The sequence below is a fragment of the uncultured Virgibacillus sp. genome (genome assembly GCF_947495635.1).
Classification (GTDB): Bacteria; Bacillota; Bacilli; order Bacillales; family Amphibacillaceae; genus Virgibacillus; species Virgibacillus salarius.
On the sequence record NZ_CANMAB010000007.1, the window covers coordinates 60,653 to 76,465 of the forward strand.

Genomic DNA, 15,813 nt, shown 5'->3' on the forward strand with positions numbered 1-15,813 from the left:
ATGAAATTGGGCGAGCTACTTAAGTGAATATACTATGAGATAACGTAGTAGTTTGTCCTCTTTCTTTTTCATTAGAGCTTGTTTGATTAGGAGAGAATTTGTATGAACAAAATAGCAAAGCAGACGATAAGTAAGCATACAAAGAAACGATATATATGGGCGTATTTATTTATCTTGCCACAAGTAATTGTGTTTTTGGGCTTATCTCTTTATCCCATTATTATGAGCTATGTGTACTCCTTTTATGATTGGTCTGGTATAGGACCACTGACTGATTTTATTGGATTCGATAATTATAAAAATGTGTTTACTGAAGAAAAATTTTGGAATGCATTTAAAAATACGTTTATTTATACATCTGGCTTTACCACTATTTCCGTATCTGTTGCTTTAATACTTGCTTTAATATTAAATAGTCCAAATCTGAAGGGAAGAACTATTTATCGAACCATCTATTTCCTTCCTGTCGTAACAACAACAGCTATCGTTGGGATTATTATGAAAAATATCTTTGGTAATCAAGGTTTAATCAACCAAGTACTCGTGATGGTCGGTGTGATCGACCAAGCTATACCTTGGTTAGTTAATCCATTTACAGCTATGATCGTTCTTATCATTGTTGGATCTTGGAAAGAAATAGGAATTATCATGATTTATTGGCTAACAGGTTTACAGATGATTCCTAAAGAGTTATATGAAGCTGCAAAAATTGATGGTGCAGGACATTGGCAAACATTACGTTATATTACGTTACCTATGTTGGCACCAGTTGGAGCCACGATATTATTACTTACAACTGTTAGCAGTATGCGTGTATTTGACCTAGTAAAAACATTAACAAATGGTGGTCCGTTCTTTTCCACCGAAACTTTAGAGTTATATATTTATCGATTCGCGTTTGCTTCAGAGGGTCCATCTCAGGTTGGTTATGCCTCTACAGTTGGTGTGATATTAGGCATGACAGTATTCATAATAAGTTTATTACTTGGTTGGGTAGTTATGAAGGTCAATAGACATAAAAATAAAAATGGATTGAAAGTTGAGGTGGAGAAGTAATGCGTTCAAAAATAACTTGGGGAATAATCCATATCTTTTTAATCCTATTTGGTTTTATCTGGATATACCCTTTTATCTGGATGATATCTTCTTCATTAAAAACCAATGCATCTTTTTTAACTTCTGGAATTAATCCCATACCAGAGACGTTGAACTGGGAGAACTACACTAGAGCATGGGATGTTGCCAATTTCTCTGGGTACTTTTTAAATTCTGTAGTCATCACTTTAGGTACTGTAACTATAGTAGTTTTATTAAGCTGTTTAACAGGATATGCGCTTGGGCGAGTGGATTTTCCTGGTAGAAAGACAATGATCGTTATTATCGGAGCGCTGATGTTCATTCCTACAGGGTATACAATCATTCCGCTTTATGAATTAATGAAGTTTTTAGGATTATCTAACACGTTATTCGGTGTAGTTCTTGCAGAGTCCAGTGGGGCGCACGTGCTTTTTATTCTATTATTTGCAGCATTTTTTTCTCGCGTGCCTAAAGAAATCGAAGAAGCTGCAGCTATAGATGGAAGTGGTTTTCTAAAAACATTTTTTAAAATCATTCTTCCTTCTGCGAAGCCAGTTATAGCTACTGCTGTAATTATGCAATTTATTTGGACTTGGAGCTCTTTTTTAATTCCACTCGTTTTGACATTAAATAATCCAGATTTACGAACTTTGGCAGTGGGTATGCTCTCATTTGTTGGTAAATATCAAACGGATTGGACAGGGATGGCAGCTGGAGCATCGATATCCCTCTTGCCTGTAATTTTAATATTTATAGTAATGCAACGTTATTTTATCGAAGGTATATCCGGATCTGTAAAGTAAAATAGGATAGAAGATTAAATGTGAGGAGAAGATATCGTTGAATATAAATCTTAAACATATACCCTTTAGCCGATTTGGCTCTTATCTTAGTATTTCCTATTTACCTAAAAATGACTATCGTTCGGAAGGAATTTATTTACGTACAATCAGAGGTGGTGATGACGATGTCGGCGCTTTATTTAAATTAGATGTGACGAAAAATGGACATTGTATACCTTTTAATGCAATTGCAGCGGAGACTTGCCTCTGCCTTCAAGCGGAAGAAGGAGTAGTTCGATTAATTTATTCAGAAGCTCATTGTCTGCGTATTTATGGGGAACAAGTTGGTTTACGGTTATCTCTTGTTACAAATGCTTATGATAATGCTTTTTATTATCAAGCGCGAAGCTGGCAAGTGAATGTTTTTTCACAAAGCATTCGATTTATGTTAACTCCCTTTATTGGGGAGTTAGATGTAAGTGCGCCTTGGGATATAAATGGTAGTTCTTATGTGATTGCAGATTTTCATCCTAGAGAAGACAATGGTACTGTAGAAGGAATTATTGAAGAGTTTCTTACAATCTATGAACAAAAAAACGATTATCCGACGTTTGAAACAGCCCTTGATCACGTAAATGACGAATACAAAAAATGGTTGGAAAACACGTTGCCGGTACCGGCGGAATATGAAGCTGGAAGACAACTTGCTGCTTACATAACATGGTCCTGTGTTGTTAAACAAGAGGGATATTTACCAAGGTCAGCGATGTATATGTCAAAGAATTGGATGACAAATATTTGGAGCTGGGATCATTGCTTTAATGCAATGGCTTTAGTCAAAAAGAATCCGAAGTTAGCTTGGGATCAATTCATGATATTTTTTGATGTACAAGCAAAAAACGGCCTTTTGCCAGATTTTATGAATGATCAATTTGCTTATTGGAATTGCAGTAAACCACCAATTCATGGGTGGACGTTGGCATGGATGTTAAAACATTCAAATGAATTATCAAAAGAAAATTTAGCTGAGATTTATCAACCATTAAAACAGTGGACCAGTTGGTTCTTTAAAGAACGTGATGTTGATAACAATGGATTTCCAGAATATCAACATGGTAATGATAGTGGCTGGGATAATAGTACATTGTTTCATCAAGGGATACCTATCGAAAGTCCAGATCTTTGTGCATTTTTAATTTTACAAATGGAAACATTGGCAGAAATAGCTAATCGCTTACATTTCCAAATGGACTACGAAAAATGGAAGAAGCAGGCAGATCAACTTTTAACCGATATGTTAGCCTATTTTTGGGATGGTGAGCAGTTTGTCGCAAAGCTCGCAGGTGAAAATGTGCGTTCTGGTGATAGTTTATTGTTATTCATGCCAATTATTCTAGCAAAGCGACTTCCAAAACAAATCCGATTGAGATTAATTGAAGGGTTGAAGGATGAAAACCGGTTTTTAACGGAACATGGCCTTGCTACTGAAAGCTTGCAGAGCCCATATTATTTAGAGGACGGTTATTGGCGTGGACCTATTTGGGCACCTTCCACCATGTTGCTTATTGATGGATTAATGGAATCAGGGGAAGAAGCGTTTGCTAGAGACCTAGCTCATAAATTCTGTAATATGGCATTAAAACATGGAATGGCAGAAAATTTTAATGCTGTATCGGGAGAAGGCTTACGAGATCGAGCATTTACGTGGACGTCAAGTGTGTTTCTTATCTTGGCACATGAATATGTGAATAAAGAAACAGAGAAGCCATCTCTTTAATGATTTCTAGGTAACTTTTCCCTGCATATAACTGGCAGTAAGACCCCACTTCAAGGAATAACGTGAAACCAATATCGATAAGTGCGGGATCAGCTGCCAGTAAATGTCCGATTGGTTCAAAGGTCTTTAGGTCATACCCTTGTGGTACGAACCATCAGTGGGTGATAAACATCCCCCAACTAATTGAAGTTTCACTTTATTCTACAAAACAACATAGGAGATGACATAAAATGGATAGTATGCTTAAAAGAAAATGGGTTGTCGTATGTATTGCTATTTTTTGTTCCATTTTATGGGGGAGTGCATTTCCAGTATTGAAAGTAAGCTATGAAGAATTACAAATGGCTAAAGATGACACAATTGCTAAGATTGTTTTTGCTGGAATGCGCTTTTTATTAGCAGGTCTAATTCTTTTAGTGGGATTAATTTTTTCTAATCCTAAGAAATTATTCGTTACGAAGCGACAGATTCTTTTTCTAGTAATCTTCGGAATTCTTCAAACTAGTTTACAGTATTTCTTTTTTTATAATGGGTTAGCAGAAGTTTCTGGTATGCAAGGAGCTATTTTACTATCAAGTGGTACTTTTTTTACGGTTGTCTTAGCCCATTTCTTTTATACAAATGACCGTATCAATTGGAAGAAAACAGTAGGGCTTATGGCAGGATTTGCAGGGATTATTGTTGCTAACTGGGGGGAAGAGCTTAAACTCACTTTTCAGGTAACGGGAGAGGGATATATGATATTGGCAGCTTTAACAAGCGCCATAGGGACGATTATGGCAAAGGAGCTTGCTATCGGTATCCATCCTTTTGCGTTAACTGGTTGGCAGTTAACGATAGGGGCAGGTCTTATGCTAGTGATTGGTATTCCGCAGTTGCAAGAAAATGCGATAACGTTTACACCACTTGGGTGGATGCTTTTTATTTACTCCGCACTGCTTTCTGCTGTCGCTTTTGGCCTCTGGTACTCTATTCTGAAATTTAATAAGGCTGGCGAGATAAGTATGTTTAAATTTATTACACCCGTTTCAGGAGCGATCTTGTCTGCGATGTTTATCCCTGGGGAGTCATTAAACATCTTTATCATGGGAGCATTGATACTTGTAGCTACTGGAATAATTGCAGTAAATTACAAAGGACAGAAAAGAAAAGTGGTAAACGTCTCTAAGGATAGCTAACTTTATATAGGAGGGGAAATAATGAGAATGTATAAAGAGTGGGAAGATATTACAATTACTGATCAAAATAGAATGAAACCGCGAGCTTTTTTTTATTCTTATCCAAATAAACAGACAGCTATAGATGGAGACCCAGAGTATACGCATCATTTTAAAAGCTTAAATGGGTTATGGGACTTTCTTTTTCTATCTGCCCCTGAATACTCACCAGTAGGCTTTGAGCAAATTAATCATGATCGGAGCAGTTGGGATTCTATACAGGTTCCAAGCAATTGGCAAATGGAAGGTTATGGTAAGATGCATTACTCTGATGTGTGGTATCATTTTCCCATTCGCCCGCCGTATGTACCATCTGATAATCCGACTGGTATTTATCATCGGAAATTTTCAATTGATACAACTTGGTTAAAAGATGATGTGATTTTGCGCTTTCATGGAGTTGATTCAGCCTTTCATATTTGGATAAATGGGGAGATGGTAGGCTATAGTAAAGGTGCTCGTATGACATCAGAGTTTACGATTACTCCTTATGTGATGGACGGAAAAAATGAAATAACAGTCCGTGTATACCAATGGTCTGATGGTACGTATTTAGAAGATCAGGATATGTGGTGGTTAAGTGGAATCTTTAGAGATGTTGAACTATATACGCAACCTAAATCAGGAATAGAGGATTTTAAAGTAGAAACTAACGTAAAAGATCAATTTTCCAAGGGAGAATTATTAGTGAGTGGAAGTATTCGTGGCTGGCAAGAAAATATTCGCATACAATATGAACTAGTAAATGACCAGCAGGAAACGGTTGCTTTAGGAAATCAATGTATTGGTGAAAGATTTATAATTAAGGAAATAATTCCTCAACCTGAGCTGTGGAGTGCAGAATCTCCCTACTTATATACGTTACACTTAACGGTTCTACTGGATGATCAAGTGATCGAGGTAATCCCACAGCAAATTGGATTTCGACACATTGAAATCAAAGGGAAAACGTTTACGGTAAATGGTGTAGCAATTAAGCTAAAGGGAGTAAACCGTCATGATTTCCATCCAGCTACCGGTAGAGTGGTCTCAAAAGAGGATATGCTACAAGATATTCGCCTAATGAAGCAACATAATATCAATGCGATTCGTACAGCACATTATCCAAACCACCCATATCTATATACATTATGTGATACGTATGGGATCTATGTAGTTGATGAAGCAGATCTCGAGTGTCATGGTTTTGAATTAACGAATAATTTTAATTGGATCTCTGATGATCCGTTATGGGAAGATATGTATGTAGATAGATTAATACGAATGGTGCATAGAGATAAGAACCATCCATCGATAATCATGTGGTCATTAGGTAATGAATCAGGATTCGGTCATAATTTTAAAGTAATGGCCAAACACTGTAAAGATATAGATTCAACGCGTTTAGTCCATTATGAAGGTGATAGCAAAGCAGAAGTAACGGATGTATATTCTACCATGTATACATGGCTTGAAAATCCACCAGAAGGAAGAAAAACCATGCAAGCTATTGCTGAAACAACTAAAAAACCACATATCCATTGTGAATACGGTCATGCGATGGGTAATGGTCCTGGAGGATTGAAAGAGTATCAGGAGCTTATAAATAAATATGAGCATCTACAAGGTGGGTTTATTTGGGAATGGTATGATCATGGGATTGAAACGGTCGATGAAAACGGTAGCAAATATTACCGGTATGGTGGAGATTTTGGAGATGATCCAACGAATGGGAACTTTTGCATCGATGGTCTATTAATGCCTGATCGTACACCTTCTCCAGCATTAGTAGAGTATAAAAAAATAATTGAGCCTATAGATACGACTGCTGTTGAACTGAATCAAGGTAGGATAAAAGTAGAGAACAGGTACGACTTTATATCATTAAACCATGTCACATTACATTATGCGATTGAGCGGGATGGAGAAGCACTGCATGCTAGGACTTGTGCATTACCTCCTATTCCAGCAAGAACAGCGGAGGAAATTATACTAGATCTTGATTTTAACTTTTATAAAGAACCTGGTACGGAATATTACCTAACATTATCATATCTGACCAACCGAGATTTCACTTGGAGTGCAAAGGGGCATGAGCTTGCAACTGCCCAATTTAAGCTGCCAATTACAGTAGAAAAAACAAAGCCTATTTTGCCAAAGGGTGCTTTAACGTTAAAGGAAACGCAGCACACAATAGAAATTATTAATAGTGAGGTTGAGATCATTTTTGATAAAGTGAATGGTCAAATGATTTCATGGAAGAAAAATGGCCTTGCTGTTGTTGAAAAAGGTCCTAAATTACAGTTTTGGCGGGCTCCTATCGATAATGATATGCATATATTAAAGGACTACAAAGAAAAATATTTTATGCATTTATGGCATGAGGTAGTGGAGGAAGTTCAATATAAACGTACTGACAATACAATAATTATTACTGTTAAAACAGTAAATGGGACAACGAATTCTGCTTGGTATTATGAATGCATGTATCAATATCACATTTATCCTAATGGAGATATGTTGTTTCAGGTTTCAGGTACGCCTAGTGGAATAATCGAAAACGCACCAAAAATGATACCTAGAATTGGTGTAGAAATGCGGCTTAATAAAGATTGTGATACTACTCGTTGGTATGGAAGAGGTCCTGGTGAGTCATATAGTGACTCTAAACAAGCCAATCAAATAGGAGTATACGAACGTTCGGTTAGTAAATTATTTACTAATTATGTTTATCCACAGGAGAATGGAAATCGAACAGATACACGATGGGTGCGTTTTGTCGATCATGACGGTGTCGCTATCATGGCAGTAGGTACGCATTCGACCTTTGATTTTAATGCGAGTTATTATGAGATAAACGATTTAGAACATGCTAATCATACGATTGATTTAGAGAAGAGGCCATACATTGTGCTTCACTTAGATCATAAGCAAAATGGGTTAGGTTCTAATTCCTGTGGGCAAAATCAGTTAGAAAAATATCGTTGTAAATTTGAATCTTTTTCGTTTGAGCTAAAACTATCTGTGTATTCAACAAAGGAAATTAGTGATATAACGAAAGCGAAGGAACAGCTTGAGGTATAATAAAAAAATTGTTCAAAAGCAATTCATGGCTGGCAGTAAGTCCCCAGCTTCAAGGGATAAAGTGAAGCCACTATGGATAAGAGGGGGATCAACTGCCAGTAAATGTCCGTAACTTCGTGGGGGGGTAAACACACCCCACACGGATGGAAGTTTCACTTTATCAATAGTTGCTCCATGATACAATAGAGACAACGTTATTATTATTCGGAGGATGCTATGCAACGAGGTACATTTAAACTGATGAAATCAGTAAACAAGTCAATCATTTTAAATAAAATAAGGAAATTTGAGCCAATCTCTAGGGCGCAGATTGCCAAGGATACGAAACTAACTCCACCAACTGTCAGTAGTATTGTAAAGGAGTTAATTGATCAGCAGATTGTATTGGAAAGTAATCGTGGTCAGTCCATGGGTGGCAGGAAACCGACGATGCTTCATATTAATAAAACAGCTTTTTATATTTTAGGTGTTGATGCAGGACCAGAACAGATAGTATGCATTGTTGCAGACCTTGCTGGTAGAATTCAAGCAAGGCATTCGTATACACTTGATTTACCTGTAACTAATGATGCTTTTCTCTCTTATTTAAAGGAATGCATTCATCAAGTACTTCGTCAAACGAATAAGGATATAGAGGAAATTATGGGGATTGGAGTAGCGATGCACGGGGTGGTAAACGTTGAAACAGGAACCTCGTTATTCGCTCCAAACCTTAATCTAACACATATACCAATAAAGGAAATGCTTGAGCAAGAGTTCCATGTCATGGTTAAAGTGGAAAATGACGCACGTGCAATGGCCTTAGGTGAGGCATGGTTTGGAGGTCACGGTGATTTAGACAGTATGGTTGCTGTTAATTTGGGAAGAGGTGTAGGTGCAGGCATCGTAACGGAAGGGAAGTTATTCCACGGTGCACAGGGTATTGCCGGAGAAATTGGTCATATGACCATTGATATTAATGGTGATATTTGCGAGTGCGGTAATCGTGGTTGCTTGCAAACATTTGCCACTGGCCCTGCTATTGCTGAACGTGCACATAGAAGGCTAAGCCAGAATGGTCAGTCAGCCTCGTTTAAATTGACTGGAGAAAGTGTTTTTGAACTGGCTAAGGCTGGAAATCAAATTTATATAGATGTTTTAAAAGAAACTGGTGATTGCATCGGTGTCGGTTTAACCAATTTAATTCATATGATTAACCCAGAGAAAATTATATTAGGTGGTGGGGTGATGAATAGTGCATCCTTTATCTTACCTGCTATCCATGAGAGGATAAAACGCTGTGCACTAACCCAAGATGCTAAAGAAACAAAGGTAGCTGTAACAAAGCTAGGAAGTGATGCGACGATTTTAGGGGCTGTATCATTGCTACTCACCGAAATATTTGACCCAGTAATATGATGGATCGTTTATCCCAAAGAGAAACCAATATGGATAAAAGGTGGTATCAACTGCTAGTAAATGTCCGATTGGTTCGGGCCTACATGGAAGTAGGTCACAAAGGCGTTGCCACAGGACGTGGCGAATGAAGCCTTTGTACGTATTTGTTTCAGTAAAAGCTGGATGGAAGTTTCACTTTATCCCGCATATAACTGTTTCACTTTATGAAACTGTTCATTTTTAACAAACACCATTGAATGATTGTAATCAAAAGGGCAACCTTGTGAGCTGCGGCCTCAAAGGGTTGCTCTTTTCGTAGTCTAGAAAATTAAAAATTCGTCCATGTGGATAAATATGGGCGTGTTGAGCCGTGTACAGCTCCAACGTCCAGAAACTAGGCGATTTCACGAATTGTCCTACGATAAGTATTATCGGTTGAAAAGCTCACCGTGATTCCTTTATCTCCGTTGACTGGCTACAGTCGCTAGTGACGAGCGTTTTCTTATGTTTCTCCTCCTTTTACTAGAATCGTGATTGGAAATAAGAAGAGGGTATTCAGTCTATAATTTTTCAAAAATTATAGACATTCAAAATTCGCTATGCTAGTATTAAAAACAATTAGTAAATATTTAATAATAAATTTACTAAAATCTAGGATTGTAGGAATGTAGACATGAGGTGACAAACGTTGGGTTTCTCAATAGGAGTTGATATTGGAGGTACAAAAATTGCTGCTGTGATTGTGGATGAACAGGGTGTTATTTTGTATCGATCAAAAGTGAGTAGTAATACGAATAATGCGGAAAGTATGTTTAAACAAGTAGTTACTTGTATTGATCAGGTGTTAAAAAAAGCAAATCTATCTATCTCACAAATTACAGCAATGGGAGTAGGGGTTCCAGGGAAGGTAGATCGTTTAAACGGGATAGCTGTTTACCAAAATAATTTACCTTGGATTGATTTTCCATTAGTTAATAGACTTAGAGAAGCATTCTCTATTCATCATATTGTTATCGATAACGATGTTTACATGGCAGCCTATGCGGAGTGGAAGAAGTTAAATGTAGCACCGAATTCCACTTGTGTGTATGTAACGATCAGTACTGGAATTTCATGCTCTATTATCCAAAATGGATCCTTTTTGAGAGGAGAAGGATTTGCTGGAGAAATTGGCTTGTGTCCTATTACAGGTGTTGATGGACAACTAACCACTTTAGAAAATGCAGCATCTGGGCCTGCTATATATAAGCTTGCTAGAGAGAGAATGGGGAATTCCATTACATCAACACAAGACTTTTTTCAGGCGTATATTGCTGGGGATAAGTTAGCTAGCGATGTTATGGATGAGGTTATTCCTTCGATTTCTCAAGGTATTTATTCGATTATTAGTTTATTAGATCCACATCAAATTGTACTTGGTGGGGGAGTTATAAATCATCATCCATTTCTACTAGATTTAATTAAACAAAATATTGGTCCGTTTTTAATCTCTGAGCAAAAAGAAGCGCTTGGGCGAATTACCGGGAGCAAATTAAAGGGAGATTCAGGTGTGATTGGCGCTGCACTTTGCAGTTGGGAGAATGTAATGTGCAGTAATACAACTCCTGAACAAAATTTCACTTTTTAAAGACCTAACATTTAGTAGGAGGTGGAAAAGCAAGCGAAGCTAGGTCTTTTACAAATTGCTATAGGAAGGTGACAAGATGAAAAAATTTTATGTAGTATTGGTTATTTTTCTCGTATTTACGTTAGGGGCATGTTCCTCGAATGATGAGGGTGCTAGCGCTGATGGGAAAGCAACAATTAAATATGCATACTGGGATAAGAATCAAGAGGATATGTTAAAGGATATTGTGAAAGCGTTTAACAAAGATTATCCGAATATTCAGGTGAAATTGGAATTAACTCCATATGATCAATATTTTACAAAATTAGATGCTGCTGCAACAGGTGGAAGCTTACCGGATGTTTTTTGGATGAATGGGCCGAACTTTGTAAAATATGCTTCCAATGAGATGCTTGAACCGATAAATAAACGTATCAAGGATGATGAGCTAGATTTGTCTCCATATCCTAAAGGACTGCTAGGTCTATATCAATATGAGGATAAGACCTATGCGCTACCTAAAGACTATGACACTGTTGGATTATGGTATAATAAAAAACTTTTTGATGAAGCAGGGATTGATTATCCGAATGAGGCATGGAAATGGGATGATCTCGTGGAAGCTGCCAAAGCACTAACAAACCCAGATAAAGATATCTATGGCATTGCCGCCTTTATTCAAGATGCGCAAGCTAGTTATTTTAATACTATTCTAGCAAATGGTGGTTATATTATTTCTGAAGATAAGACAGAATCGGGTTTCGATGATCCAAATACGATAGATGGTATTCAAAAATATTATGATTTAATTCACAAACATAAGGTTTCACCGACACATGCCCAAATGGAAACAACAGATGCAACAAGTATGTTTGAATCAGGAAAGGTTGCGATGATGTTTCAAGCTTCGTATATGATTCCACAATTTAAAGCAAATGAATATACGAACGAGCATGCTGATGTAGCCCTTTTACCAGAAATGCAAAAGCGCTCAAATGTAATCCATGGATTAGGAAACGTCATAGCTAAGAACTCAGAAAACAAAGATGCAGCTTGGAAGTTTGTAACGTTCCTAAGTTCAGAGAAAGCCGCTGTTATGCAAGCGGAATCAGGAATTATTCCTGCATATGAAGGCACACAAGATGCTTGGACAAAATCGACCCCTAATTTTAATTTACAAGTATTTTTAGATATGGCTGAGGTCGCAGAACCTTACCCTGTGTCCAAGGATACTTCCAAATGGTCCACAATTATACAGGATAATCTAGCTAAGGCTTGGTCTGGTCAAATAACTGTAGAAGAAGCAAGTGAAAAAATAGATAAACAGATGGAAGAAGTTCTAGCAAGTGAGTAATATATTAAGCTCAGTACATCGAGGTGATTATATATGAAGGATACTAAGGTAGCGACACGCCAGATGTCGACACTAAAAAAGAATGATATTTTCTGGGGTTATTTATTTATTGCACCAACATTATTGGGCTTACTAATCTTTTATATTTTCCCTGTCTTTCAAACATTCTATTATAGCTTCAATGATTGGGGAGATTTTGGTAATTACAGCTGGTCAGGCTTACAAAATTATAAAGACATGTTCGATGATCCGCAAATATGGTATTCATTTAGAAATACGCTTGTTTATGCGTTTGTAATGGTTCCATTTAGTATTGCTATTTCGATCGTAATAGCTGTATTGCTAAATCAAAAGATAAAGGGTCTTACTATATATCGTACATTGTTTTTTCTTCCGGTTGTCACAATGCCAGCAGCAATAGGGATGATTTGGAAATGGTTATATAATGCAGACTATGGAATTATTAATCATATGCTTGAATGGTTTTCTATTGACGGTCCTAGCTGGCTCACGGATCCTAATTGGGTTTTAATATCCATCATTATAGTAGGAACCTGGAGCGCGATAGGAACAAATATGGTTATCTTATTATCTGGATTACAAGGAATACCAAAGTCTCTATATGAAGCAGCGTCTTTAGACGGGGCTAGTCCTATATACTCATTCTTTAAGATTACGTTGCCTTTACTTTCACCAACGATCTTTTTTGTTGCTGTTATTTCATTTATTTCTGCTTTTCAAGTATTCGATTTTATATTTATGATGGTCAGCCCAACCAATCCAGCAATTGACAGTGCTCAATCCGTTATTTACTTGTTCTATCATTATGCATTTGTTATTGGAGAGAAAGGTATTGCAGCGGCAATTGCTTTTGTGTTGTTTATTATCATTCTCGTATTAACAATCATTCAATTTAGATTACAAAAACGCTGGGTTCATTATGAGTAGAAAGAAGGTGTTTGTATGGAAAATGTCAGTAAATCTCGGAAACTAGTCATCCACTTATTATTACTATGTGGTGCAATATTAATGATTGGTCCGTTTTTATGGATGATATTAACCTCATTGAAAACAGTTGGGGAAGCAGCGCAAATTCCGCCAAAAATATTTCCAGAAGTCTTTCAGTGGAGCAATTATAAAGAGATATTTGACTCATTTCCTTTTGCTGGATTCTATTGGAATACTTTTATTACAACTATTATTAAAACGATTGGACAGTTATTCTTATGTTCTTTAGCAGCATACGCATTTGCGCGTATTAAGTTCCCAGGAAGAAATTTCTTTTTTATTTTATATTTGTCTGTATTAAGGATACCTCCACAGGCTTTTTTAATACCACAGTACCAAATTATAGCTAATCTAGATTTGTTAAACACATTAACAGCCCTCGTTCTTCCAGGATTATTTAGTGCTTTTGGAACGTTTTTATTACGGCAATTTTTTATGACAATGCCAGATGAATTAGAAGAGGCTGCGAAGATAGATGGCTGTAATCATTTCCAAATCTATTGGAGGATTATGTTACCATTAGCTAAACCAGGGTTAATTGCTCTTGCTATCTTTACGATACTCTGGTCATGGAATGATTTTCTATGGCCGTTAATTGTTAATAGCTCTCCTGATAAGATGCCTTTATCAGCAGGGTTAGCTTCATTACAAGGGCAATATAGTACGAATTATCCCGTATTAATGGCTGGAACGTTTTTAGCATCTTGGCCGTTAATCATCATCTTTATGTTATTCCAAAAGGCATTTGTTGAAGGTATCGCTCTATCAGGGCGAAAAGGGTAATGTTATCTTAAATAATCGAAATCATTTGTAGGAGGAGAGGGGCGATCACAGTGCGAAAAATAAAAGCGGTTCTAATTGGGGCAGGAGATAGAGGAGCTAAAGCATATGCTCCTTATGCAATAAATTATCCGCATGAATTAGATATTGTCGCAGTCGCTGAGTTAAACAAAGATAAAAGAAAATCTATTGCCGATACGCATCATATTTCGGAAGATAAGTGCTTCTCTTCGTGGGAAGAATTACTTGAAGCAAATATAGAAGCAGATGTTGCCTTCATATGTACACTGGATCGACAACATTTTAAACCGACGATAAAGGCGATTGAAAAAGGATACCATATTTTATTGGAGAAGCCGATGTCTCCAGATCCTGCAGAGTGTATTGAAATGGAAAGAAAAGCGAGACAGCATAATAGGTTGCTGACAATTTGCCATGTACTTAGATACACAAATTTTTGGTCAACGATAAAGCGAGTGATTGATGAAGGAACGATTGGAGATATTGCTTCTATTCAATTGAATGAGAATGTAGAAATTATGCATATGTCTCATAGTTTTGTTAGAGGAAATTGGAATAATAGTAACCATTCTAGCCCAATGATTTTGCAAAAGTCTTGTCATGATATGGATATATTAATGTACTTAATGGATCAGCCATGTAAGCATATAAGCTCTTTCGGTTCACTCATGCATTTTCATGAAGGAAATAAACCACATGGAGCTCCAGAAAGATGCTTGGACGGTTGTCCGGTTGAGAATGAATGTCCCTTCCATGCTGGAAATTATTACTTAGGTGAAGGAAAGGGCTGGGCGAAGAAATTTACGACGGACCATACTCGAGAAGGAATTATACGTGCATTGGAAACAACTCCTTATGGGAAATGTGTGTATCAATCTGACAATAATGTGGTGGATCATCAAGTTGTTAATTTAGAATTCGTAAATGGAGCCACAGCTACGTTTAGTATGTCTGCTTTTACAAGAGAGCAAACTAGAATTGTGCAAATTATGGGAACGAAAGGTGAAATTAGAGGGAAGATGGATGAAAATAAGATTTCAATTTATGACTTTTTGTCCAAACATGAAACAGTTATTCATTTAAGCAAGCCTGTAAGTGGTCACGGTGGTGGTGATGAAGGAATCGTGCGTGATTTCCTTCGAGAAGTAAGAAGCTTTGATGGAGAAATCAATATAAGCAAGACCTCTGCAACGAAATCATTGGAGAGTCATCTCATTGCTTTTGCCGCTGAGGCGTCTAGACTTGAAAATGGTAAAGTCATTCTACTGGAGCATTTTCTGAAAGAGAATAGGAAACCTAGTTTATCACAGTGAGCAACCTGTAAGCCTACCACCTTCGCTATAAACCAAAGTAGAATTAAAAGAAGTTGAAGTGGGTGATGCAGCTAGGATTAGTGGGGATGAAGAACATCTCCCCTTTTTCTTTATCCTACATATAACTGGCAGTAATACCCGTACGCAAGATACCACTATGGGGAAGTAGGGGATCGCCTGCCAGTAAATGTCCGATTGATTCAAAGCTTTAGGTCATAGCCGTGTGGTACGAACCATCCGTGAGGGATAAAACAAACCTCCTACTGTTTCACTTTATATGCGAATGAACAGACTGGTGCCTTCTTAAATCGAAAAATAAATGGTTAATATATGGCAGAAATCTTTCTGTCATTTTTCTTTGTAAGTTAAGAAAGTATAAAATCAGTGCAATGACTGCGTTAAGCCAAGTAGTTATTTTGAAATGTTTGATGTATATTG

Annotated in this window: 11 protein-coding genes; all 11 read left to right on the top strand. The window is 37.1% G+C overall.

The annotated features are described in order from the left end of the window. The first annotated feature begins 102 nt into the window (after positions 1–102). The 11 genes from Q1A47_RS03125 (at position 103) to Q1A47_RS03175 (ending at position 15,375) form a co-directional block, all read left to right on the top strand. Complete coding sequence (locus Q1A47_RS03125) at positions 103–1,056, top strand: carbohydrate ABC transporter permease (protein WP_051388431.1); 954 nt, start codon at positions 103–105, stop codon at positions 1,054–1,056. Then, positions 1,056–1,880 carry a carbohydrate ABC transporter permease gene (locus Q1A47_RS03130; RefSeq protein ID WP_026682526.1) on the top strand — a complete coding sequence of 275 codons (825 nt, stop codon included), beginning with the start codon at positions 1,056–1,058 and terminating at the stop codon, positions 1,878–1,880. The genes Q1A47_RS03125 and Q1A47_RS03130 overlap by 1 nt, the downstream gene beginning before the upstream one ends. A gap of 37 nt (positions 1,881–1,917) precedes the next feature. Next, positions 1,918–3,636 (top strand): amylo-alpha-1,6-glucosidase, encoded by a 1,719-nt coding sequence (locus tag Q1A47_RS03135; protein WP_166530149.1) that lies wholly within the window; start codon positions 1,918–1,920, stop codon positions 3,634–3,636. 230 nt (positions 3,637–3,866) lie between these two features. Next, on the top strand, positions 3,867–4,814 hold the full coding sequence (locus tag Q1A47_RS03140; RefSeq protein WP_121603849.1) for a DMT family transporter: 948 nt from the start codon (positions 3,867–3,869) through the stop codon (positions 4,812–4,814). A 21-nt stretch (positions 4,815–4,835) separates the two neighbouring features. After that, on the top strand, positions 4,836–7,916 hold the full coding sequence (gene ebgA, locus Q1A47_RS03145) for a beta-galactosidase subunit alpha (RefSeq protein WP_166530148.1): 3,081 nt from the start codon (positions 4,836–4,838) through the stop codon (positions 7,914–7,916). Positions 7,917–8,132: 216 nt separating this feature from the next. Continuing rightward, positions 8,133–9,314, top strand: coding sequence for an ROK family transcriptional regulator (locus tag Q1A47_RS03150; RefSeq protein WP_166530147.1), 1,182 nt, complete (start codon positions 8,133–8,135; stop codon positions 9,312–9,314). Positions 9,315–9,981: 667 nt separating this feature from the next. Further along, the gene (locus tag Q1A47_RS03155; RefSeq protein WP_166530146.1) at positions 9,982–10,920 is read left to right on the top strand and encodes an ROK family protein; all 939 of its coding nucleotides are present in this window, start codon (positions 9,982–9,984) and stop codon (positions 10,918–10,920) included. Positions 10,921–10,996: 76 nt separating this feature from the next. Then, positions 10,997–12,253, top strand: a complete 1,257-nt coding sequence (locus Q1A47_RS03160) for a sugar ABC transporter substrate-binding protein (protein WP_166530145.1) — start codon at positions 10,997–10,999, stop codon at positions 12,251–12,253. 33 nt (positions 12,254–12,286) lie between these two features. Beyond that, complete coding sequence (locus tag Q1A47_RS03165) at positions 12,287–13,201, top strand: carbohydrate ABC transporter permease (protein WP_026679628.1); 915 nt, start codon at positions 12,287–12,289, stop codon at positions 13,199–13,201. Positions 13,202–13,216: 15 nt separating this feature from the next. Next, a complete protein-coding gene (locus Q1A47_RS03170; protein ID WP_166530144.1) occupies positions 13,217–14,044 on the top strand; it encodes a carbohydrate ABC transporter permease in 828 nt (275 codons plus the stop codon). Between the two features lie 50 nt (positions 14,045–14,094). After that, positions 14,095–15,375: a Gfo/Idh/MocA family protein gene (locus tag Q1A47_RS03175; protein WP_026679626.1), complete on the top strand. Its 1,281-nt coding sequence runs from the start codon at positions 14,095–14,097 to the stop codon at positions 15,373–15,375. The last annotated feature ends 438 nt before the right edge of the window (positions 15,376–15,813 follow it).

Excerpts from the sequence above, each read along its gene's own strand:
- Q1A47_RS03125 (WP_051388431.1), top strand. The coding sequence starts at position 103 with ATGAACAAAATAGCAAAGCAGACGATAAGTAAGCATACAAAGAAACGA.
- Q1A47_RS03130 (WP_026682526.1), top strand. The coding sequence starts at position 1,056 with ATGCGTTCAAAAATAACTTGGGGAATAATCCATATCTTTTTAATCCTA.
- Q1A47_RS03140 (WP_121603849.1), top strand. The coding sequence starts at position 3,867 with ATGGATAGTATGCTTAAAAGAAAATGGGTTGTCGTATGTATTGCTATT.
- ebgA (WP_166530148.1), top strand. The coding sequence starts at position 4,836 with ATGAGAATGTATAAAGAGTGGGAAGATATTACAATTACTGATCAAAAT.
- Q1A47_RS03150 (WP_166530147.1), top strand. The coding sequence starts at position 8,133 with ATGCAACGAGGTACATTTAAACTGATGAAATCAGTAAACAAGTCAATC.
- Q1A47_RS03160 (WP_166530145.1), top strand. The coding sequence starts at position 10,997 with ATGAAAAAATTTTATGTAGTATTGGTTATTTTTCTCGTATTTACGTTA.
- Q1A47_RS03165 (WP_026679628.1), top strand. The coding sequence starts at position 12,287 with ATGAAGGATACTAAGGTAGCGACACGCCAGATGTCGACACTAAAAAAG.
- Q1A47_RS03170 (WP_166530144.1), top strand. The coding sequence starts at position 13,217 with ATGGAAAATGTCAGTAAATCTCGGAAACTAGTCATCCACTTATTATTA.